The organism is Actinoplanes octamycinicus, assembly GCF_014205225.1.
Classification (GTDB): Bacteria; Actinomycetota; Actinomycetes; order Mycobacteriales; family Micromonosporaceae; genus Actinoplanes; species Actinoplanes octamycinicus.
In genome coordinates this window covers 9334392-9355162 of the sequence record NZ_JACHNB010000001.1, presented here as the reverse complement: position 1 = coordinate 9355162, position 20771 = coordinate 9334392, and the positions used below count along the sequence as shown (strand labels likewise).

19 protein-coding genes and 1 riboswitch are annotated in these 20771 nt (G+C 71.7%); of the genes, 13 read left to right on the top strand and 6 right to left on the bottom strand.

The window, feature by feature from the left end; genetic code table 11:
• Window positions 1-8 precede the first annotated feature (8 nt).
• Window positions 9-1289: a GDSL-type esterase/lipase family protein gene (locus BJY16_RS42385; RefSeq protein WP_185045306.1), complete on the bottom strand. Its 1281-nt coding sequence runs from the start codon at window positions 1287-1289 to the stop codon at window positions 9-11.
• 202 nt (window positions 1290-1491) lie between these two features.
• Window positions 1492-2058: a LysM peptidoglycan-binding domain-containing protein gene (locus BJY16_RS48835; RefSeq protein WP_185045304.1), complete on the bottom strand. Its 567-nt coding sequence runs from the start codon at window positions 2056-2058 to the stop codon at window positions 1492-1494.
• A riboswitch (cyclic di-AMP (ydaO/yuaA leader) is annotated at window positions 2057-2242 on the bottom strand. Its footprint overlaps the gene before it by 2 nt.
• 227 nt (window positions 2243-2469) lie before the next feature.
• Between BJY16_RS48835 and BJY16_RS42375 the strand changes: the two genes are divergently transcribed.
• From BJY16_RS42375 to BJY16_RS42350, 6 genes are all read left to right on the top strand, one after another.
• Window positions 2470-2931: a DUF6174 domain-containing protein gene (locus BJY16_RS42375; protein ID WP_185045302.1), complete on the top strand. Its 462-nt coding sequence runs from the start codon at window positions 2470-2472 to the stop codon at window positions 2929-2931.
• Between the two features lie 76 nt (window positions 2932-3007).
• Window positions 3008-4363: a dihydrolipoyl dehydrogenase family protein gene (locus BJY16_RS42370; protein ID WP_185045300.1), complete on the top strand. Its 1356-nt coding sequence runs from the start codon at window positions 3008-3010 to the stop codon at window positions 4361-4363.
• Window positions 4364-4388: 25 nt separating this feature from the next.
• A complete protein-coding gene (locus BJY16_RS42365; RefSeq protein WP_185045298.1) occupies window positions 4389-4841 on the top strand; it encodes a VOC family protein in 453 nt (150 codons plus the stop codon).
• Window positions 4838-7525 carry a helix-turn-helix transcriptional regulator gene (locus BJY16_RS42360; protein WP_185045296.1) on the top strand — a complete coding sequence of 896 codons (2688 nt, stop codon included), beginning with the start codon at window positions 4838-4840 and terminating at the stop codon, window positions 7523-7525. The genes BJY16_RS42365 and BJY16_RS42360 overlap by 4 nt, the downstream gene beginning before the upstream one ends.
• Window positions 7526-7689: 164 nt before the next feature.
• Window positions 7690-8550 carry a family 43 glycosylhydrolase gene (locus BJY16_RS42355; protein ID WP_185045294.1) on the top strand — a complete coding sequence of 287 codons (861 nt, stop codon included), beginning with the start codon at window positions 7690-7692 and terminating at the stop codon, window positions 8548-8550.
• Window positions 8547-9908, top strand: coding sequence for a glycoside hydrolase family 43 protein (locus tag BJY16_RS42350; RefSeq protein WP_185045292.1), 1362 nt, complete (start codon window positions 8547-8549; stop codon window positions 9906-9908). The genes BJY16_RS42355 and BJY16_RS42350 overlap by 4 nt, the downstream gene beginning before the upstream one ends.
• A gap of 1463 nt (window positions 9909-11371) precedes the next feature.
• On the opposite strand, the gene BJY16_RS42345 is transcribed toward BJY16_RS42350, so the two are convergent.
• The gene (locus BJY16_RS42345) at window positions 11372-12043 is read right to left on the bottom strand and encodes a nucleotide sugar dehydrogenase (protein WP_185045291.1); all 672 of its coding nucleotides are present in this window, start codon (window positions 12041-12043) and stop codon (window positions 11372-11374) included.
• Window positions 12044-12485: 442 nt separating this feature from the next.
• Here BJY16_RS42345 and BJY16_RS42340 point away from each other — a divergent pair, with 442 nt between their 5' ends.
• A complete protein-coding gene (locus BJY16_RS42340) occupies window positions 12486-12788 on the top strand; it encodes a hypothetical protein (protein WP_185045289.1) in 303 nt (100 codons plus the stop codon).
• 1 nt (window position 12789) lies between these two features.
• Here the strand turns inward: BJY16_RS42340 and BJY16_RS42335 are convergent, their stop codons facing one another.
• Window positions 12790-13563 (bottom strand): RNA ligase family protein, encoded by a 774-nt coding sequence (locus tag BJY16_RS42335; protein WP_203758817.1) that lies wholly within the window; start codon window positions 13561-13563, stop codon window positions 12790-12792.
• 93 nt (window positions 13564-13656) lie between these two features.
• On the opposite strand from BJY16_RS42335, the gene BJY16_RS42330 reads away from it, so the two are divergent.
• Window positions 13657-14445, top strand: coding sequence for an SAM-dependent methyltransferase (locus BJY16_RS42330; RefSeq protein WP_185045285.1), 789 nt, complete (start codon window positions 13657-13659; stop codon window positions 14443-14445).
• A 22-nt stretch (window positions 14446-14467) separates the two neighbouring features.
• On the opposite strand, the gene BJY16_RS42325 is transcribed toward BJY16_RS42330, so the two are convergent.
• Both BJY16_RS42325 and BJY16_RS42320 read right to left on the bottom strand, forming a co-directional pair.
• The gene (locus tag BJY16_RS42325; protein ID WP_185045283.1) at window positions 14468-15124 is read right to left on the bottom strand and encodes a Tat pathway signal sequence domain protein; all 657 of its coding nucleotides are present in this window, start codon (window positions 15122-15124) and stop codon (window positions 14468-14470) included.
• 17 nt (window positions 15125-15141) lie between these two features.
• Entirely contained in the window at window positions 15142-16029 is an 888-nt protein-coding gene (locus tag BJY16_RS42320) for a hypothetical protein (protein ID WP_185045281.1), read from the bottom strand.
• A 175-nt stretch (window positions 16030-16204) separates the two neighbouring features.
• Between BJY16_RS42320 and BJY16_RS42315 the strand changes: the two genes are divergently transcribed.
• The 5 genes from BJY16_RS42315 (at window position 16205) to BJY16_RS42295 (ending at window position 20107) form a co-directional block, all read left to right on the top strand.
• Complete coding sequence (locus tag BJY16_RS42315) at window positions 16205-16936, top strand: TetR/AcrR family transcriptional regulator (protein ID WP_185045279.1); 732 nt, start codon at window positions 16205-16207, stop codon at window positions 16934-16936.
• Between the two features lie 130 nt (window positions 16937-17066).
• Window positions 17067-17672 carry a DUF6230 family protein gene (locus BJY16_RS42310; protein ID WP_185045277.1) on the top strand — a complete coding sequence of 202 codons (606 nt, stop codon included), beginning with the start codon at window positions 17067-17069 and terminating at the stop codon, window positions 17670-17672.
• A 2-nt stretch (window positions 17673-17674) separates the two neighbouring features.
• A complete protein-coding gene (locus tag BJY16_RS42305; protein ID WP_203758816.1) occupies window positions 17675-18127 on the top strand; it encodes a DUF6114 domain-containing protein in 453 nt (150 codons plus the stop codon).
• A gap of 271 nt (window positions 18128-18398) precedes the next feature.
• Window positions 18399-18710, top strand: coding sequence for a FliH/SctL family protein (locus BJY16_RS42300; RefSeq protein WP_185045275.1), 312 nt, complete (start codon window positions 18399-18401; stop codon window positions 18708-18710).
• A 302-nt stretch (window positions 18711-19012) separates the two neighbouring features.
• The gene (locus BJY16_RS42295; RefSeq protein ID WP_185045273.1) at window positions 19013-20107 is read left to right on the top strand and encodes a pectinesterase family protein; all 1095 of its coding nucleotides are present in this window, start codon (window positions 19013-19015) and stop codon (window positions 20105-20107) included.
• Window positions 20108-20771 lie beyond the last annotated feature (664 nt).

Genomic DNA, 20771 nt, shown 5'->3' with positions numbered 1-20771 from the left:
GAGGTGACTCAGTCGAACCAGTCGAGGTCGACCGCTCCGGCGATCACCCGCATACCCTTGTCGCCAGGGTGCAGGTGGTCGCCGGAGTCGTTCGCGGCCAGGAACCGGGTCGGTGACGCCGGATCGTGCGTCGCGGCGTCCTGGTCGAGCACCGCGTCGCACCCGCTGCCGGCGCCGCGGACGAACGCGTTCACCTCGGCCCGGCCCTGCTCGCCCCGGCTGCTCCAGTAGTCCGCGCCGCGGAACGGGGTGAGCGTCGAGCAGATCACCCTGATCCCGGCCGCATGACCGCGATCGATCAGCTGCCGGTAGGCGCTGATGATCTCGTCGCTGCCCGGTGCGCGGTGGCTGCCCAGATCGTTCAGCGGGTCGTCCGAGATGATCACCCAGCGCACTCCGGTACGCCGCAGCACGTCCCGCTCGAACCGGTGGGCCGCGCTCTCGCCGCGTCCGTCGGTGCCGTCGGCGGTCAGCCGGTTGCCGCTGATCCCGGTGTTCACCACGCCGATCGTCCGCCCCGCCGCGCGCAGCCGGTCGGCGAGCAGGTCCGGCCACCGCTGGTTGGCCCCGAAGGCCGAGTCCAGCCCGTCGGTGATCGACGCCCCGAACGCCACGACCGTCCCCTCCGCCGCGGAGTTGTGCACGTCCAGGCCGGTCAGGAAGAAGTAGTTGCTGGACGTCTCGGCGCCGCGGATGCTCGTGGCGGTGAGCTGGTCGCCGGTACCGATGAAATTGTCCCTGGTGCCGAGCGGATGCCGGGTGGTCTCGCCGGTCGCCGCCGGCAGGTGGACGCTGACCGCCAGATCGGCGTCGGCCGGCACGGCGAAGCTCACCGGGTCGCTGGTCACCGTGCCGCCCGCCGGGATGGTCACCGCCGTCCTGCCGCCGAAGGTCACCACGGTGTCGGTGGCCGGGTCGATGGTGCTCCCGGACACCTGCCGCGCCACGTGCACCCCGCCGATCACCAGCGGCGTGCGGCCGAACGCGTGGGACAGCTCCAGCCGGGCGCGGTCCCCGGCGACGCTGGTGTGCACGATCTGCCGGACGGTCTGCCGCTCGAAGGCCTGCCCGCCGTCGGTCATCGCGACACCCCAGGTGCCGACCCAGTCCGGCGCCGCCGACCGGGACGGCGAGAGGAAAGCCGCCGACTGGGACGGCGCCGGGAAGGCCGCCGGGTGGGAAGGCGCGGGGGAGGCCGGGGCGGCATTCGCGTACGGATCAGTCGCTCCGCATCCCGCCACCAGCAGCAGCATGCCCCCGGCCAGCCCCGCCGCCCCGACCCACCGCATGTGTTCCCCCGTTGCCGCGCCCACGTCCCGGCGGCAATCCTCACACCTGACCTGGTGCGGATCAGGTCAGCGGGACAAGGATCACCAGGGATGTCGCCGGTCTGCCGCCGGCGGTGACGGCCTCCGCGGGCCGGACGGGGCGGTGATCGTCCCGGCCGCGCCGCCGCCCGCCCGGACGACCGCGCGGCCGGAGGACGGACCGTCAGAGACGGATCCGCTGACCGGGGTAGATCCGGCTCGGGCTGGACAGCTTGCTCTTGTTGAGCTTGTACAGCGTCCGCCAGCCGCCCTTGATGTGGTACTTCCGGGCGATCTTGGCGAGCGTGTCGCCGGACTTCACCACGTAGGTCTTGCCGGTCGACTTGACCTTACTGCTCTTCGCCTTGGTGGACTTCTTCCTGGTCGACGTGGCCTTCTTGTGCACGCCGGCCTTCTTGCCGCACACCGGCCACGGGCTCAGCCCGCGCTTGGCGTACAGCTTCTCGGCGATCTTGATCTGCTCGCCCTTGGTGGCCTTGTCCGCGGTCGACGCGTACTTGCCGCCGCCGTTCGCCTTCCACGTGCTGCGGCTGAACTGCAGGCCGCCGTAGTACCCGTTACCGGTGTTGATGTGCCAGCGGCCGCCCGATTCGCACTTGGCGACCACGTCCCAGTTGACGCTGGATGCCATCGCCGGGGAAGCGGGCGCGAACAGCACGCCGGCTCCGGTCACGCCCGCCGCCACCAGGGTGAGGGCAGCAAGGCGCGTTCGTCTACCGATCCGAGACATGGATGATCCTCCACGCCTGCGAGGTGAGCTGTCGGGTTCGGGCAGATCGGCCCGGCCGCGTCACACATGGCGGCTTCACCCCGAGGCGCGCTCCGTGATGGACGCGCCGGAAACGGTGGGTCCCCCGCTCCTGCCCTTCTCATCGAGTCTGTGGATCGGCGGCAGGATTCGGCGGTCCGTCCACAGTGCCCGCCATCGCGGGACGACCGACGGTAACCACATCCCCGGTCGTTCATCCAAGTTTTTGATGCCGGATAGTGACGTTCTTCACGGTATTAGGGTGATTTGATCTTGTTCGTGCCCTGGAAAGCCAGGCATTTCCGAAACCGGTCATCCGCCCGTCCTCCCGGCATGCCGCACGACCGGCAGAAAGGGCGGAACCGCCGCTGGTCACGGTGCGTCGAACCAGCCATGGCCGATTCCCGACAGCGCCGGACCGCGCTGCTCACCGTGATCACCGCACTCGCGGTCTCCGCGTGCGGCACCACCCTTTCCGGTACGACCGCGGAGACCCGTGACGCCGTCCACGTGGCAGCCGCGAACCTGCCGTCGCACTACACCTACGTCCTCACCTCGACCTGCGGCGAGCGGGCACTGATCGGCAAGTACCGGATCACCGTGGCCGGCGAGCGGGTCACCGGCGAGCCCGCCGACCGGGACACCAACCCGGACGTGGCGCACTACCCGGCCATCGCCGAGCTGCTCGCCGAAACCGGCACCGCCGGGCCGGACGCCGTGATCGAGTTCACCACCGACGCGGCCGGCCTGCCCGCCTCGCTGACGATCGACCCGATGCCGAACGCCATCGACGACGAGGCGTGCTACACGTTCAGCGACATCCGGCCCCGCCCCGCCGCCCCGTCACCGAGCTGACCCCCGGCGGCCCCGGGTGCCGCCCAGGGCAACCCCCTGGGGTGAACGAGTTCGCCGCCGGGCGACCATCTACCGCATGCGAAGCTTTGACGTGGTGGTGATCGGCGCCGGACCCGGCGGCGAGGTGGCGGCCGGCCGGCTGGCCGAGGCCGGACTGGATGTGGCGATCGTCGAGGCCGACAAGGTCGGCGGGGAGTGCTCCTACTACGCGTGCATGCCGTCCAAGGCGCTGCTGCGCCCGGGTGAGCTGCTCGCCGAGGCCCGGCGCACACCCGGGGTGGCCGCCGCGGTCACCGGCGACCTCGACGTGGCCGCCGTGCTGCGCCGCCGCGACGAGCTGATCGGCGGCCTGGACGACGCCGGCCAGCTGCCCTGGCTGGCGGAGCGGGGGATCACCCTGGTCCGCGGCTGGGGCCGGCTCGCCGGGGAGAAACGCGTCCGGGTCGGCGACGAGATCCTCGAGGCCCGGCGGGCGGTCATCCTGGCCGGCGGCACCCGGGCCGCGCTGCCCGCCATCGACGGGCTGGCCGACGCCGAGCCGTGGACGAACCGGGCGGCGGTCACCACCCCGGTCATCCCGGAGTCGCTGATCGTGCTCGGTGGCGGGGTGGTCGGCTCCGAGCTCAGCCAGGCGTTCACCTCGCTCGGCGCCCGGGTCACCCTGATCCCGGGGGAGCGGGGGCTGCTGCCGCGGGAGGAGCCGTTCGCCGGTGAGCAGGTGGCGCAGTCGCTGACCGAGCAGGGGGTGGACATCCGGATCGGGGCGCGCGCTCAGGCCGTACGCCGAACGGGTCTCGGTGTTGACGTGACCCTGAGTGACGGGGTCACCGTGACCGCGGCGGAGATCCTGGTCGCTGCCGGACGCACGCCGCAGGCGGCGGACCTGGGCCTGGACACCGTCGGCGTGGATTCCCCACGGGTCGACGAGAACATGCGCGTTCCCGGATCGAGCTGGCTTTACGTGGTCGGTGACCTGAACGGGAAAGCGCTCTTCACGCACATGGCGAAATATCAGGCGGCCATCGCGGCCGGCGACATCCTCGGCGAGCCGATGGCGGCCGAGCATCTCGCGGACGGCCCCGGCTCGCCCCGGGTGATCTTCACCGAGCCGCAGGTGGCCGCGGTCGGTCACACCACCGCGACGGCCGCCGCGGCCGGCCTCGACGTCCGGGTGATCGACCTGCCGACCGACGGCAACGCCGGCGGCGCGTTCACCGGCGGCCCGCGCGGCACCGCCCGGTTCCTCGTCGACACCGACCGCGATGTGCTGGTCGGCGTCACCCTGACCGGCTCGAACGTCGCCGACTTCCTGCAGGCCGCCACCGTCGCGGTGGTCGGCGAGGTGCCACTGCGCCGGCTCCGGCACGCCATCCCGGCGTTCCCCACCCGCAGTGAGGTGTGGCTCTACCTCTTCAACGCGCTCGGCATCTGACCCGCACAGTGAGGAGTGGACCGTGATGGACTTCCACCTCGAGCTGATCGCCGTGCCGGTCAGCGACGTCGACCGGGCCAAGACGTTCTACCGGCGGCTCGGCTGGCGCGAGGACCTCGACTACGTGTGCGGCGACGACTTCCGGGTGGTGCACTTCACCCCGCCCGGTTCGCCCTGCTCGATCGTCTTCGGGGTCGGCATCGGCACCGCCCGGCCGGGCGCCATGGAGAACGTCCACCTGGTCGTCCGGGACATCGAGGAGGCCCGCGCCGAGCTGCTCGCCCGGGGCGTCGAGGTCAGCGAGATCTTCCACGACGCGGACGGCATCTTCCACCACGCGGGCACCGACAAGCGGGTGCCCGGCCTGTACCCGGGCCGGCTGTCCTACGGCTCGTTCGCCTCGTTCGCCGATCCGGACGGCAACGGCTATCTCTTGCAGGAGGTCAGCGAGCGGGCGGCGGGTAGTCTCGCCGCGTGATCGAACTGCGGGGGCGCGGCCGCGAGCGGGACCAGCTGGACAGACTTCTCCAGGATGTCCGGGCCGGCCAGAGCCGGGTCCTGGTGCTGCGCGGCGAGGCCGGCGCGGGCAAGTCGGCGCTGCTCGACTACCTGGCCGGGCACGCGCCGGCCGGCCGGGTGGTCCGCGCCGCCGGGGTCGAGCCGGAGACCGAGCTGGCCTATTCGGCGTTGCAGCAGCTGGTCGCCCCGCTGCTGCCGCACCTGGACCGGCTGCCCGAGCCGCAGCGAGCCGCGCTGTCCACCGCGTTCGGCCTGGCCGCCGGCCGGCCGCCGGAGGCGCTGCTGATCGGCCTCGCGGTGCTCGGCCTGCTCGCCGAGGCCGCCGTCGACCAGCCACTGGTCGTGGTCGTCGACGACGCCCAGTGGCTGGACCGGATGTCCGAGGTGATCCTCACCTTCGTGGCCCGCCGGCTGGACGCCGAGTCGGTCGCGCTGGTCTTCGCGGCCCGCACCCCGGCCGACGACGCGCTGCTCACCGGCCTGCCCGAGCTGCGCGTCGAGGGCCTGCCGGAGGCCGACGCCCGCGCCCTGCTGGACACCGTGCTGCCCGGCCTGGTCGACGCCCGGGTCCGGGACCGGATCGTCGACGAGACCCGGGGCAACCCGCTCGCCCTGCTCGAACTGCCCCGGGAGCTGGACCCGGCCGATCTGGCGTTCGGCTTCGGCACGCCCGGGCCGGTGCTGGCCGGCCGGCTGGAACTCGGTTTCGAACGCCGGATCGCCGCCCTTCCCGCGGACACCCGCACGCTGCTGCTGACCGCCGCCGTCGAGCCGATCGGCAACGTGCCGCTGCTCTGGAAGGCCGTCGCGCTGCTCGGGGTCAGCCCGGAGGCGGCCGGCCCGGCCGAGGCGGCCGGGCTGGTCGAGATCGGGGCCCGGGTCCGGTTCCGGCACCCGCTGGTCCGCTCGGCCGCCTGGCACCGCGCCGACCCCGCCGAGCTGCGCGCCGTGCACCGGGCGCTCGCCGAGGTCACCGACGCCGTCGAGGATCCGGACCGGCGCGCCTGGCACCGCGGGCACGCCGCCGCCGGTCCCGACGAGGCGGTCGCCGCCGAGCTGGAGAACTCGGCCGGCCGGGCTCTGGCCCGCGGTGGCCGGGCCGCGGCGGCGGCGTTCCTGGAGCGGGCCGCCGAGCTCACCCCGGACCCGAGCCGGCGCACCGCGCGGATGCTTGCCGCCGCACAGGCCCGGCTCGCCTCCGGAGCCGCCGCCGCGGTCCCCGGTCTGCTCGCCGCGGTCGAGATGGGCCCGCTCGACCCGGTCCAGCAGGCCGGTGTGGAGCGGCTGCGCGCCCAGGTCGCGTTCGTGGTGAACAGCGGGCGGGAGGTGGTACCGCCGCTGCTCGCCGCGGCCGGCCGGCTCCGAGGCCTGGATCCGGTCGCCGCCCGGGAGACGTACCTGTCGGCGGTCGGCGCGGCGATCAACGCGGGCCGGCTGGGTTCGCTGGACCCCGCCATCGACGCGGCCGCGTCCGCCCCGGCCGGCGAGGAGCCGGCCGGACTGCTGCTCACCAGTCTGATCACCTGGCACCGGGCGGGGCACGCCGCCGCGGTTCCGGCGTTCCGCGAGGCCCTCGACGCGGTGCCCACCGACAACGAGCTGGACCTGCTCTGGCTGACCGGCATGCTGGTCCACGAGGTCTTCGACGACGCGGCGTTCCAGGACCGCACCGAGCAGGCGGTCACCTACGCCCGGGCGGCCGGCGAGCTGTCCCGGCTGCCCAGCGCGCTCACCTTCCGGTCCACCGCGCTGATCTACGCGGGCCGGTTCGCCGACGCCTCCGACCTGATCGACGAGGCCGCCGCGCTGGCCCGGGCCACCGGACCGGCGCCGCACCCGGCGAGCGCGAGCATCCTGGCCGCCTTCCGCGGCCGGACCGGCGAGGCGCTCGCGCTCATCGACGAACTCCGCCGGGACGCCACCGCCGGGGGCGTCGGCTGGCTGCTCAGCACCGCCGCGTACAGCAGGGCGGTGCTGCACAACGGGCACGGCGACTACGCGGCGGCGATGGCCGCGGCGCGGGAGGCGGCCGCCCACGAGGACCTCGCGGTGCTGCAGTGGTCGCTCGGCGAGCTGGTCGAGGCGGCGGCCCGAGCCGGATCGCCGGCCGTCGCGGCCGAGGCCCGGGACCGGCTGGTGGCCCGGGCGGCGGCCGTCGACACCGCGTGGGCGCGCGGGGTGCGGGCGCTGGCCGACGCGCTGGTCGACGACCGGGAGAGCGACTACCGGGAGGCGGTCGAGCAGTTCGCGGCGAGCCGGCACAAGCTGCAGCTGGCTCGCGCCCGGCTGGTCTACGGGGAGTGGCTGCGGCGGGCGAACCGGCGCGGGGAGGCGCGGGACCAGCTGCGTCCGGCGTACGAGGCGTTCAGCACGATGGGCGCCGAGGGCTTCGCCGAGCGGGCCGGCCGGGAGCTGACCGCGACCGGCGAGACGGTCCGCAAGCGCTCGGCCGGGACCGCCGAGGAGCTGACCCCGCAGGAGTCGCAGATCGCCCGGCTGGCGGCGTCCGGGCGGACCAACCCGGAGATCGGCGCGGTGCTGTTCCTGAGCCCGCGGACCGTCGAGTGGCACCTGCGGAAGATCTTCACGAAGCTGGGCGTCACCTCCCGCCGCGAGCTGCCGGCGGCCGTCGGCCGGTGGTGACGGTCCTCCCCGGTTCTCCTTGACAGCCCTGCAATCTGAGCGCAATCATTCAGAAACTTCGAACCGTCGGCGACCCCGCCCCAGGTCGTCCCGCCATGCCTTCAGTACTGCACGTCCCCTTGGGCGCTGAATTGTTAGCGCTAACAGTCGTGAAGGAGCCCGGCATGAAACGTCTCCTGAGCGCGGTCAGCCTGCTGGCCCTGCTCCTCGGCGCGCTGGTCCTGCCCCAGCCGGCGTCCGCCGCCACCACCCTGATCTACGCCACCTTCAAGGGCGACGCCGTCGCCGACGAGGAACTCTGGATCTACCAGTCCACCGATGGCGGCACCAGCTGGAGCACGCTGACCGACACCAACTTCCACGGCCCGACCGGCGTGCTGCGCGACCCGAGCATCCTCAAGCGCAACGGCGTCTACTACGTCGCCTACACGGTGCAGTCCTGGACCACCAGCAGCACCTCCGTCAACGTCGCGTCCAGCACCGACCTGACCAGCTGGACCACCATCGCCAGCATCCCGGCCGGGATCTCCGGCGCGAACTACACCTGGGCGCCGGAGTTCCACGTCGAGGGCAGCAGCGTCAAGCTGATCACCAGCGTGGCCGCCACCGCCTGCTCGTTCTGCTTCCGGCCGTACGTCTACACCGCCCGGAACACCGCCCTCACCTCGTGGAGCGGCCCGGCCCAGATGTGGGGCCTGGGCACCAACCACATCGACACCTTCGTGGTGAAGTCCGGCAGCACCTGGCACGCCTTCACCAAGAACGAGACCACCAAGTACATCGAACACTGGACCACCACCGCCAACCTCACCGAGGGCTGGGTCAACCGGGGCACCCTGTTCGCCAGCGGCTACGAGGGACCGTCGCTGGTCAAACTGGACAACGGCAGCTGGCGGATCTACGTCGACCACTACAGCGCCGGCGACGGCATCTACACCGCCACCAGCACGGACCTGAACACCTGGACCAGCCTCGGCAAGGTCGGTTGCTCGGGCTGCCGGCACGGGACGGCGATCGCCAAATGAAACGACGGGCACTGCTTCTCGGCACGGCCGGCGCTCTCCTCGTCCCCGAGGCGGCCCGGGCGGCCACCTACACCGGCTACGCCATGGCGTACTTCACCGAATCCCCGTCGATGACCGCGGCCAACTACGGCCTGCACCTCGCGGTCAGCAGCGACGGCCTCAACTGGACGCCGCTCAACCAGAACCATGCGGTAGCCACCCCGACGCTCGGCAGCAAAGGCCTGCGCGACCCGTTCCTGCTGCGCAAACAGGACGGCACCTTCGTCGTGCTGGCGACCGACCTGAACGGCACCGACTGGTCCTACCAGAGCCAGTACCTGCACGTCTGGGACTCCGCCGACCTGCGTACCTTCACCAATTACCGGCTGCTCAAGGTGCACTCGCTGGCCACCCACGCGTGGGCGCCGGAGGCCTTCTGGGACGCGTCCCGCGGCCAGTACGGCATCGTCCACTCCGCGGTGAACAGCACCGGCCACAACGTCCTGATGATCAATTACACCAGCGACTTCGTGACCGCCGGGCCGCCCGCGGTCTTCTACGACCCCGGGTACGACGCGATCGACGGCTCGTTCGTGACAGTCGGCGGCGTGAACTACATGTACTACAAGAACAACACCAACTCGACGCTGCTCGGCACCCGCTCATCGTCCCTGGACGCCGGCAGCTTCAGCGTCTACACCTCGGCGATCGGGCCCGGCCGGGGTGTCGAGGCGCCGCAGATCACCAAGTCGAACACTTCGAACACGTGGTACATGTGGGGCGACACGTGGAGCCCCAACGGCCGGTTCTTCTGCTGGCAGACCACCGATCTGGCGGGCGGAACCTGGACGCTGCTCAACGACCGCGCCTACACCCAGCCGCTCAACTCCAAGCACTGCGGCATCGTCCCGATCACCGCCATCGAACTGTCCAACCTGACCGCCACATGGGGCACTCCGGCCTGGAACCGGGTCAAGTCCTACAACTTCCCGGACCGCTACCTCCGCCACGCGAACAGTGTCGGCCGGATCGACGCCTATCCCTTCGAGCCCTATCAGGACCAGCTCTGGACCCTGGTCCCCGGCCTGGCCGACGGGTCCGGCGTCTCGTTCCGCTCGGTCAACTACCCGGACCGCTACCTGCGCCACTACAACTACGCCCTGACCCTCAGCGCGAACGACGGCACCAGCGCCTTCGCCGCCGACGCCACATTCCACCGGACCGCCGGCCTCGCCGACTCCTCGTGGACGTCGTTCCGCTCCCACAACTACCCGGACCGCTACCTGCGCCACTACAACTACGTCCTGCGCATCGACCCGATCACGTCAAGCTCCGCCACCACCGACAAGCAGGACGCCACCTTCCGCGTCGGCTACTGAGTCCCGTTCCCCCTTGCCCATCAACCCCTTTTGATCGACCCCCTTGCGATCGCCCCCTTCCCACCAACCCGCTTCCCATCAACCCCCTTCCGATCGACCCCTTTTCCGGTACGCCAGCAGCACCCGGCTGCGGCCACCTCCGACGGTTCCACCCGCCTCGGGCCAGGTCTCGCGCCAATCCCCACGTGAGGCCGCCGCCGCACACGCCCGAGGCTGCGGTCAGCGCTGGGGGCTGTCCCCGGTCCCCGAGACAGCCCCCAGCGCCAGCCCGCCCGCCAGTTCCGCCAGGTCGCTGGCCGGCCTGCCTCGCGCGGGTTGCGGCCCGGGCGCCGGTCCGGTCCGGCCGCTTTCCGGTTCGGCCGCTTTCTGGTTCGCCGCTTTCCGGTCCGGCCACTTTCCAGTCCCCGCCCGCCCAGGGGTGGCCTGCCCGAGGACAGTGTGGCGCGAAAGCAAGATCTCGCGGGGCCGGGCTGTGGATGACGCGCTGATGTGGATAACGCGTGGCTGAGCCGGCAGCGGCCGGACTGCGGCATACCGGAGTGCACAGGCCCGGCCTGCCTGCGGGAGCCGTGGGTGCACAGGCCCGGCCTGCCTGCGGGAGCCGTGGGTGCACAGGCCCGGCCTGCCTGCGGGAGCCGTGGGTGCACAGGCCCGGCCTGCCTGCGGGAGCCGTGGGTGCACAGGCCCGGCCTGCCTGCGGGAGCCGTGGGTGCACAGGCCCGGCCTGCCTGCGGGAGCCGTGGGTGCACAGGCCCGGCCTGCCTGCGGGAGCCGTGGGTGCACAGGCCCGGCCTGCCTGCGGGAGCCGTGGGTGCACAGGCCCGGCCTGCCTGCGGGAGCCGTGGGTGCACAGGCCCGGCCTGCCTGCGGGAGCCGTGGGTGCACAGGCCCGACCTGCCTGCGGGAATCGGGGGTGCACAGGCCTAGCCTGCCTGCGGGAGCCGTGGGTGCACAGGCCCGGCCCGCGGGGGAACCGGGCCCGGCCCGCGGGGTAACCGGGGTGCACAGGCCCGGCCCGCGCTCGCTTCCTCAGCCGGCGAGCGCGGGCCGGATTCCGTGCGGCCGGGTGGGCCACGGTCGCCGGGACCGCGACAGTGGCCCACCCCGCCTTTGCCGTCACCGGGCTGAGACCGGGAGTGGTGACGGCTGTGGATTGCCAGACTGGTGCTCTGACCGAAAATGACCAGGACACCAGAGCGAATGAGCCGCGTGAGCACGATCAGTGGCGCACTGGATCCGCTGCTGCCCGAAGGCCCCGGCGGCGGGCCAAGCAGAGCGGCGGCGGGTCAAGCAGAGCGGCAGGTCGAGCGGAACGGCGGCGGGTCAAAAAGAGCGGCGGCGGATCAAGCGGAGCGGCGGCGGGTCAAAAAGAGCGGCGGCGGATCAAGCGGAGCGGCGGCGGATCGAGCGGACCGGCGACGGGCTAGGCGGACCGGCAGCGCATCGAGCGGAGCGGCGGCGGGCTACGCGGAGCGGCGTTCGGAGGCGCCCGCCAGGTTGGCGGACTCCGCCTCCTCGGCAGTGGCGCAGGCCACGACCACGTCGTGCATGGTGCGGTAGAACGCGGTCGCGGCCAGCGTGGACCGGCGGTCGACGCCGCCGACCAGCTTGGCGCGGCCGTTGCGTTCGGGGGAGAAGGCCAGGTGGTAACGGGCGCTGCTGCGGGCCGCGAGCGCGTCCTGGAAGACGCCCCGGGTGGTGCCCGGCGCCACCCACGATTCCAGGATCACCAGGTCGTGATGGCGCAGGTGGCCGGCCACGGTGTCGGCGGCGGCCAGCACCGGGCGCAGGTCCGGGCGGCCGCGGCGCAGCGGCACCGGGGCGGCGATCAGGTAGACGGTGCAGCCGGCCAGCCAGCCCGGATCGTCGGTCGCGTGGTAGCGCCCGGTCTCGTGCATGGCCGGCAGGTCGTCGCCGAGCGGCGAGCGGCCGGCCCGCAGCCTGGCGACGACGTCGGGGTCGGGGTCGAAGCCGGCGACCGTGTGCCCGGCGGTGACCGCCGTGCGGGCGAGACGGAGTCCGGTGCGGTCCTGCCCGACGACGGCGACGCGGAGGCCGTGCCCGGCGGGCTCGGGGATGGTGGCGATGGCGGTGCTCCTTGCGATCCGAGAACGAGATGGTGCGGGCCAAGACAAGAGGGACGGGACGGTGCGGCGGCAAGACGAGAGGGACGGGACGGCGCGGCGGCAAGACGAGAGGGACGGGACGGCGCGGGCCAAGACAAGAGGGACGGGACGGCGCGGGTGAGCCAATCGGGAAGTTGATCGGACGAGAAAGAACCGTAGGCGAGTTCGGCTCTTTCGGTAATCGCTCGCCGGTGGTACTCCGAATGGCGGTTTTCGATCCGATCGAGCGATTCCGCTGTCGGCATCCGGTCAGACCCTTGAGCCCGGGCGTCACTGACCGTACGGATGACTGTCTGGCCGGCGGTAACCGTGACGTGACCTGCGACCTTGACAGGCGCGGTCCATCGCAGCAGGGTGTACCGCCTACGGCCGGTTGATCTCGGAAAGCTCCGCAGCACACTCCCGGCACCCGCCAGTTGGCACTTGGTTACACACGGTGAGGGGGACCGGGATGGACCTGGATCCGCAGGACTACGACGACCTGCTGCACGGGCAGTCGATGGTGGAGCGCTGGCGGCGCAGCGACCACGCCGTGGCGGTGGCCGCCGAGCTGATGAAGCTGCACGGCGGCACCGTCCCGATGAGCGAGCTGCTGTGGGCCGGCGCCGAGGCCTTCCTGCCCCGCCAGTGGCACGCCGGCCGGGCCGCCGAGCCGGCCGTCGCCGCCTTCGAGGTCTACGACCGCTGGCGCCGCCTCCAGGAGCGCCGCCTCCAGCGCAAACTGCGGCAGGAGCAGGCCGACGGCAAGAGCTGAGTCAGCGCCGCCGCTTCAGGGTGCGCTCGTAGTCCTGGAACCGCGCCTTGGCGATCACCGCCCGGTCCGGGCTGCGCAGCACGATGCCCTCCGCCCGGCCCTGCCCGCTGTCGTCCAGCGCGACCAGCGTCCGCGGCAGCCGCTCGGTCAGGAAGGCGTGCATGCCGGCCACGTCCGCGGGCAGCTCCGCCCGGTCCACCGTGAACAACCGCGGCGCCAGCTCGAAATCGGTCACCGCCCGCAGCTCGTCCTCGGTCCACCAGGGCTGGCCGCCACCGTCGCGCCAGGCGGCGATCTGCCGCCCCGGCCAGCCGAGCCGGTCCCGCAGGTCACCGATCTCGGCGACGTCGAAGAGCCGCCAGCCGACCGTGCCCCGGCTGCTGTACTGCTTGGCCTGGCCACCGATCTTTCCGCCGTACAGCTCCAGGTAGTAGACCCGCAGGGTGTCCGGCGGCAGCTGCTGGTCCGGCAGGTTCTCGGCGACGTCGCGCAGCGCGGCCACGATGCCCTGGGCCGGGTTGCCGATCAGGTCGCCGCGCGCGTAGAGCAGCTCCTCCCGCGAGCCGAGCAGGTAACTCCCGTCCGGCAGCAGGATCACCCGGGAGTTCGTGCCGTCGACCTTCTCGGTGGCGATGACCGGGCCGGGGAACGAGGTGACCGTCTCGGTCAGCCCGCCGTGGCGCGGGTCGAGCTCGTGGTACGTCGGGATCGACGGGTACTTGGTCAGCGAGTTGAGCGCCTGCAGGTCGGCGGTGCGCACATCGAAATCGGCCACGACGACAGGTATCCCACGGCTGCCGGGCTGCTCGCCACGTGATTTTCCGCCTATCCTGAGCGGGCATCGTCGGGCGTTGATCCTGGAGGGCTCGTGGCGGAGGCGTTGGACACCGGGCGGCCACATCCGGCCCGGGTCTATGACGTGTTGCTCGGTGGGAAGGACAACTTCGCGGCGGATCGGGCGGCGGCGGCCGAGGGGCTGCGGGTGAACCCGAACGCGGCGACCGCGCCGCTGCAGAACCGGGCGTTCCTGCGGCGCACCGTGCAGTACCTGGCCGGGCAGGGGATCCGGCAGTTCCTGGACATCGGGAGCGGCCTGCCGACGTCGCTGAACGTGCACGAGGTGGCGCAGCAGCGGGATCCGGCGGCCCGGGTGGTCTACGTGGACCGGGACCCGATCGTGCTGACCCACGGGCGGGCGCTGCTGACCAGCACGCCCCAGGGGATGACCAGTTATGTGGACGGGGATCTGCACCGGGTCGGGGAGATCCTGGAGGCGCCGGAGCTGCGGAGCACCCTCGACCTGTCCGAGCCGGTCGGGGTGCTGCTCTTCGCGGTGCTGCACTTCATCGAGGACAGTGCTCACCCGTACGACATCGTCTCCCGCCTGATGGACGCCGTGCCGCGCGGCAGCCACCTGGTGGTGTCGCACATCACCGCGGACCACGATCCGGTGGCCTGGGCGAAGTTCGCCGAGGTGATGCGGGCGCAGGGGATCCCGACGCGGCTGCGCAGCCGGGACGAGGTGGCCCGGTTCTTCGACGGGCTGGAGCTGGTCGAGCCGGGTGTGGTGCCGATCCTGCGGTGGCGCCCGGAGGAGCCGACGCCGTTCACCGACGCGCAGGTGGCGCTCTACGGGGGAGTGGCCCGCAAGCCGTGAGACCGGCGGGCCACTCCGGTGGTCAGTTGACGAAGACCAGGGCGCCCGTGGCGGTCACCACCGGGGTGTACTTCGCGGTGAAGTAGCCGTTGGCCACGCAGGCGGCCGGTCCGCTGGTCTTGTCGAACTGCTGGTCGGTGAAGGTGATCGAGTTGTCGGTGTTGTCGGCGACCGCCGTGATGGTGTTGCCGTTGGCGACGAAGTTGCAGGTCACCGAGCCGAGCAGGGACTTGAGGTTGAGCGTCGCGGAGATCGGCGCGGCGTCGGTGCCGGTGACCGTGACGGTGCCGTCGCTGGCGACCGTGGTGGCGTACGGCTGGTTGTTGATCGTGACGCTGTTGACGCCGGTCACTCCCGGGACGCCGGTGACCGTGCAGCCGGAGACGGCGAGCGTGGAGCCGAGCGCGGCGGCGCCGGGCGCGGCCGGGTTGTCGTTGACCGCGGCGCTGAAGCTCGACGTGCCGCACTTCATGCCGTTGGGGCCGGCCGGCGCGGTGGCGAAGACCGCCTGGCTGCCGGGGACGATGCCGGCCCCGATGGTGTCACCGACGGCGACCGCGGGGCCGGCCAGGCTGTCGGTGGTCAGGACGGTGGCGTCGTCGGCGAGCGCCGGGCCGGTGATCAGCAGGGTGGCGGTGGCGCCGGTCAGCATGGCGGCGGTGATCCAGGACTTGTGCATGGGGGTGCACCTTTCGGTCAGGAGGCGGCGAGCGCCCCGGTGAGGTCGGCGAGGCTGGGGGAGAGAGCGAAGGTGGTGTTGTTGCCGCTGAACACGACGGCGTTCCGGCCGGCCGCGGAGGGCAGTCCGAAGGCCAGGTTGATCAGTCCGTCCAGGCTGCCCGGGATCAGACCGCACCCATTCGCTTTCGGTACGGAGTAAGCGTTGTCCACGAGCGTCGCGCCGGTGAACCCGACGCCGAGGGTCTCGAAGCCGTTCGGGTCGGGCACCACGTCGAGCGTGCCCGGGTCCCCGGTGACCGGCTGGTTCGGAGCCGGCGGGCTGGTCGTGCCGGTGGTCGGGCTGAACCGGATCGGGCTGGTGTCCGAGCCGATGTAGCAGCGGGTGCCGAAGAGCGCGTTGTAGAGGTGCAGTTTGATCGGCAGCACGAAGACCGGGGTGTTCTCGCCGGTGGCCAGCGGCACGAACTCGGTGATCGAGCCGGCCAGTTCGACCTGGGCGAAGACGCTGGTGACGCCGGGGATGATGTTGGCGATGCCGGGGATGCTGACCTGCAACGGTTTGGCGATCAGGGTTTTGCCCTTGGCGGCGGGGACGGTGGAATAGACGTTGGCGACGGTGCCGTCCGGGAACTCCCGGGTCGGCGCGTCGGCCGGCCAGTAGACACCGAATTGGAGGGTGATCGGGGTGGTCAGCGGGACGACGTTGGAGCCGATCGTGACGCTGCCGCCGTTGGTGACCGAGTGGACGCAGCCCACCTGGAGGTTCGTCGGGTCCTTCATGGTGGCGGAGGTGAGCGGGCAGTTGTCCAGGCCGGCATAGGCGCCGCCCGCGGCGGCTCGGGCGGGGGACGCGGTGAGTGCCAGGATCGCGGCGACGGCGACGAGGACTCGTGACGCTTTCATGGCGTCACTCCTTCTTCAGGGTCGGCGGGACGGGTACCCGGCCGTTTCCGCAGCGTTCCGGGGCTTGAGTGGGAGGCGATACTGGGGGAACTCCGCCTCACGCACCATCGAGATCCGCACCTCACGGTATAAAAAACCCCGGCGGTATGCCATGTCAAGACATTGAGGGACGACGATGACGAAACCAGTACTCAGCCCGCTGCCGGGCGCCCGGGCCGGACGTGATCCGGCGCGGGCGATCAAACGCGGCCCGCGATCATTGCCGCCCGAGGTCATCGCCGCCACGCAGCGGGAGCGGCTGTTCGACGCGCTGGTACACACGGTCGCCGAGAAGGGCTACGTGAATGCCCGAGTGAGCGACATCTGCACGGCGGCCGGGGTGACCCGCCCGGCGTTCTACGCGCTCTTCGCCGGCAAGGAAGACGCCTTCCTGGACACCTACCGGCACGGGACCGGTGTGGTGCTGCGGTTGATGGACGACGCGTACGCGGATGCCGGGGATTGGCGGACCGGCGCCCGGGCCGCGCTGAAGGTGCTGCTCGACGTGCTGGCCAGCGTGCCGGCCTTCGCCGCGATGGCGATCGTGGAGATCGACGCGGCCGGGCCGCTCGCCCGGCGCGAGCGCACCGAGCTGCTCGGCCGGTTCTCCCGGTTCTTCGCCGAGGCGCCAGACGTGCCGGACGGCCTGGTCGACACGGTGGTCGGCGGCGTCTACTCGACGATCTACGGGCACGTCTCGGCCGGACGGGCCGCCGCGCTGCCGGATCTGCTGCCGATGCTCAGCTACTTCATGATGGCGCCGTTCGTCGGTCGTGAGGCGGCCGCCGCGGAACTGGCCGTCCGGCCCGCCGGCGAGCGCGTGGTGGCACCCTGCGCGACGTCAGATACCGATGGGGTTTTTCACTGACTGAATGACCGGTGGCTCCGCTTGACGCCCCTGTTACTGCGGCGTAACTTTCCCGAAATCCATCGAGAAACGCCAATAACGAGGCGTCGGGCGGCATCCGCAGTGCCGGCCGGCCGGGTAAGGAGAGTGCATGTCCCCCACACGTCTCGGACGGACCCGCTGGCGCCGGTTCACCGCGATGCTGCTCGGCGGCCTCGTGGCGACCACCGGCCTGATCCTGCTGACCGGCACGGGAGTGCTCGCGGCCTCCTTCTCGATCTCCGGCATGCCGTTCACGGTCACCTCGCCCCGGCTGCACGGCACCGGCTTCGCGCAGTACGCGGAGCTCGACCAGATGGTGCCGGGCAGCCCCAACGAGGGTGACACCGGCGGCCAGGTGGTCGTCATCGTCTCGGCGATCAACGACGCCCAGCTGGACGGCCTGTGCCAGAGCATCGCGCTCGGCGGCATCAACCTGAAGATCACCGCGGGCAGCGCCTCGAACAAGGTCACCGCGGACACCCTGGTCGTCGACTCCGACCTGATCACCGGCAACGCCGACTTCAACAACATCGAGATCGGCCGGGACGCCAGCACGCTGGACGCGGTGCCGGGCAAGAAGGGTGCGATCGGCGTCTTCGGCCAGCAGGCCGACGAGGTGACGATCACCAACCTGAAGCAGAACAACTACGCCACCACGGCGGCCACGTTCCACCTGCCCAACCTGCGGATGGCGTTCACCTCGGACGGCTGCTGACCATGACCGGGGCGGGTACGCATCGGGCCTCGCCGGGTGCTCGCGCCTGGCGAGGCTTCCGGATCTGGCGCCGCACCCGGCCGTTCTGGGGCGGGCTGCTGGTGCTGCTCGGCGGGGCCGAGATCCTGTTCACGGTCTGGGCGCCGCTGGGCGTGGTGCTGCACGTCGGGATGCAGAACTTCATCGGCTACCTGATGCCGTTGGTGATCGTTCTGCTCGGCGTGCTGCTGATCTTCCATCCGGCGCAGCGCGTCTTCTATTCGCTGATCGCGATGATCTGCGCGCTCGCCACGTTCATCACCTCGAACATGGGCGGCTTCCTGGTCGGTCTGCTGTTGACGCTGGTCGGCGGGGCGCTGGCGTTCGCCTGGGCGCCGATCGATCCGGAGCCCGCTCCGCCCGGTTCTGATCAGCCACCCACCGGTGCCGACCAGTCGGCTCCGGCCACTCCGTGAGGTCCCCGGACCCGAACCGGTTCCGCGCTCATCCCGTCAACCCACCCCCATTCCGATGATCGGCCGTTCCGGCTGACCGAAGGGGGGAACCGGAATTACGCCGGGCTGCGACCGGTGTCCGTGAACGCGCTTTCCGTCTCCGGAAAATCGCGCGAAAATCGTCGTTCCCCAGCGGCCCCGAAACAGCGGCGTAAGTTTTCAGATACCGGGCCAGACGGCTCGGATCGTCACATCGGGGGAGACGACGATGAGCATCCGGAAAATGGGCGCCGTGACCGGCACCCTGATTTTTCTCAGCGGGATCGGGATCGCACAGGGCCTTGCCGTGTCGCCCGCCGCGGCCGCACCCGTGCCGTCCGCCGTGCTGGCCGTCAGCGGCGCCACCGGGGTCGCCGGCAGCGACTGGGACTACCGGAAGGGGTACCGGGCCGGCTACAACGACGGCTGGGACCAGGCCAAGGAGGACTGCGACGAGCCGATGAAGGGCATGATGGGCCTGCGTTCCCGCAACAGCGATTACGAACAGGGGTATGACCGCGGTTTCGCCCGGGGATTCCGCGCGGGATTCCGTGAATACTGCTGACCCGCCGGTGGAGCGGGGCGGGCGATCCGGCCCCGCCCCGTTCCCTTTTCCGGATGGTCAGCTCGCCGACGCCGAGTAGCTGTTGGTGACGAAAGTCGAGGCCGCCGCTGGGCGACGTGACCTCGTACCCGAAGGGGATGGTTGTCCAGGGCCACGTGACCGAACCGGCCGCGATTCGATCCGGGGCGCGCAACACCGTGACTCCCGACGTGGTGCGGAACCGGTCGTTGACGAGGCTGGATCGGGTCGCCTACGGTGCCGTGAGGAAAGCCCTTTCCTCCAGCTCGGGCCGGGAGGCCATGATGCGCCGTCGACACTTCCTCGAACTCTCCGCCACGCTCGGCGCCGGTGCTGCCGTCGCCTGGTCCGGCCCGGCCGGCGCCGCTCCGGGCGCTACTCCCGGTCGCGACGACCGCGCGGCGGGACCGCGTCATCCGCGGTATGACCTGATCGTCGCCGCGGACGGCTCCGGCGATGTCACGACCGTTCAGGCGGCGATCGACGCGGCGCCGGCCGGTGCGCTCACGCCGTACCGGATCGGGGTCCGGCCCGGCGGCTACCTCGGGCAGGTGATCGTGCCGGCGGAGAAGACCAATCTGGAATTGCGCGGCCTCGGCCGCGCGCCGGCCGAGGTCCTGATCGCCGACGACCGTGCCAACGGCACCCTCAAGCCGGACGGCACCCCGTGGGGCACCTCCGGCAGCGCCTCGGTCACGATCAGCGGCGCCGGCTTCCGGGCCGCCAACCTGACCTTCGCGAACCTGTTCGACGAGGCCGCCCATCCGGAGATCACCAACCGGCAGGCGGTCGCCGTGCTCACCCGGGCCGACCGGCTGGTCTTCGAGCGGGTCCGTTTCCTGGCGAACCAGGACACCCTCTACGTCAACAGCACCGCGGCCGGGGTGATCGCCCGCGCCTACTTCCGCGACTGCTACGTGGAGGGCGACGTCGACTTCATCTTCGGGCGCGCCACGGCCGTCTTCGATCGCTGCCGGATCCACTCGCTCAACCGGGGCAGCACGCCCAACGGCTACGTCACCGCGCCGAGCACCGACATCGCGAACCCGCACGGCCTGCTCTTCGCCCACTGCCGCCTCACCTCCGACGCGCCCGCCGGCACCGTGTACCTGGGCCGCCCCTGGCACCCGAGCAACGATCCGAACGCCATCGGCGAGACGATCATCCGCAACTCCTGGATCGGTGCGCACATCGGCGCCACGGCCTGGAGCGACTTCGGCACCTGGCCCTGGAGGCAGGCCCGTCTCGCCGAGTTCCGCAACACCGGCCCGGGCGCGATCGCGTCCCCGGACCGCCCCCAGCTCACGCCGTCCGAGGCGGCCGGCAACGACATCGCCGACTTCCTCCGCGGCGCCGACGGCTGGTCCCCGCACTGCTGACCCTCCGGTACGCCAGACCCGCCCGTCCCCAGACCGCAGCGCCGCTCACGGTAGTGCGGCTGGCCCCCACGGGTGTCTCGACGGCCCTGAGGCACCCGTGAGGCCCAGCCCGGGGAACCGTGAGGCGCGTTGTGGTCCGGGTTGCGGCGCGGCTTGCGGTGGTTGGGCTGGCTCTCACGGGTGTCTCGATGGCCCTGAGGCACCCGTGAGGCCCAGCCCGGGGAACCGTGAGGCGCGTTGTGGTCCGGGTTGCGGCGCGGCTTGCGGTGGTTGGGCTGGCTCTCACGGGTGTCTCGATGGCCCTGAGGCACCCGTGAGGCCCAGCCCGGGGAACCGTGAGGCGCGTTGTGGTCCGGGTTGCGGCGCGGCTTGCGGTGGTTGGGCTGGCTCTCACGGGTGTCTCGATGGCCCTGAGGCACCCGTGAGGCCCAGCCCGGGAACCCGCGAGGCGCGTTGTGGTCCGGGTTGCGGCGCGGCTTGCGGTGGTTGGGCTGGCTCTCACGGGTGTCTCGATGGCCCTGAGGCACCCGTGAGGCCCAGCCCGGGAACCCGCGAGGCGCGTTGTGGTCCGGGTTGCGGCGCGGCTTGCGGTGGTTGGGCTGGCTCTCACGGGTGTCTCGACGGCCCTGAGACACCCGTGAGGCACAGCCGGGGAACCGTGAGG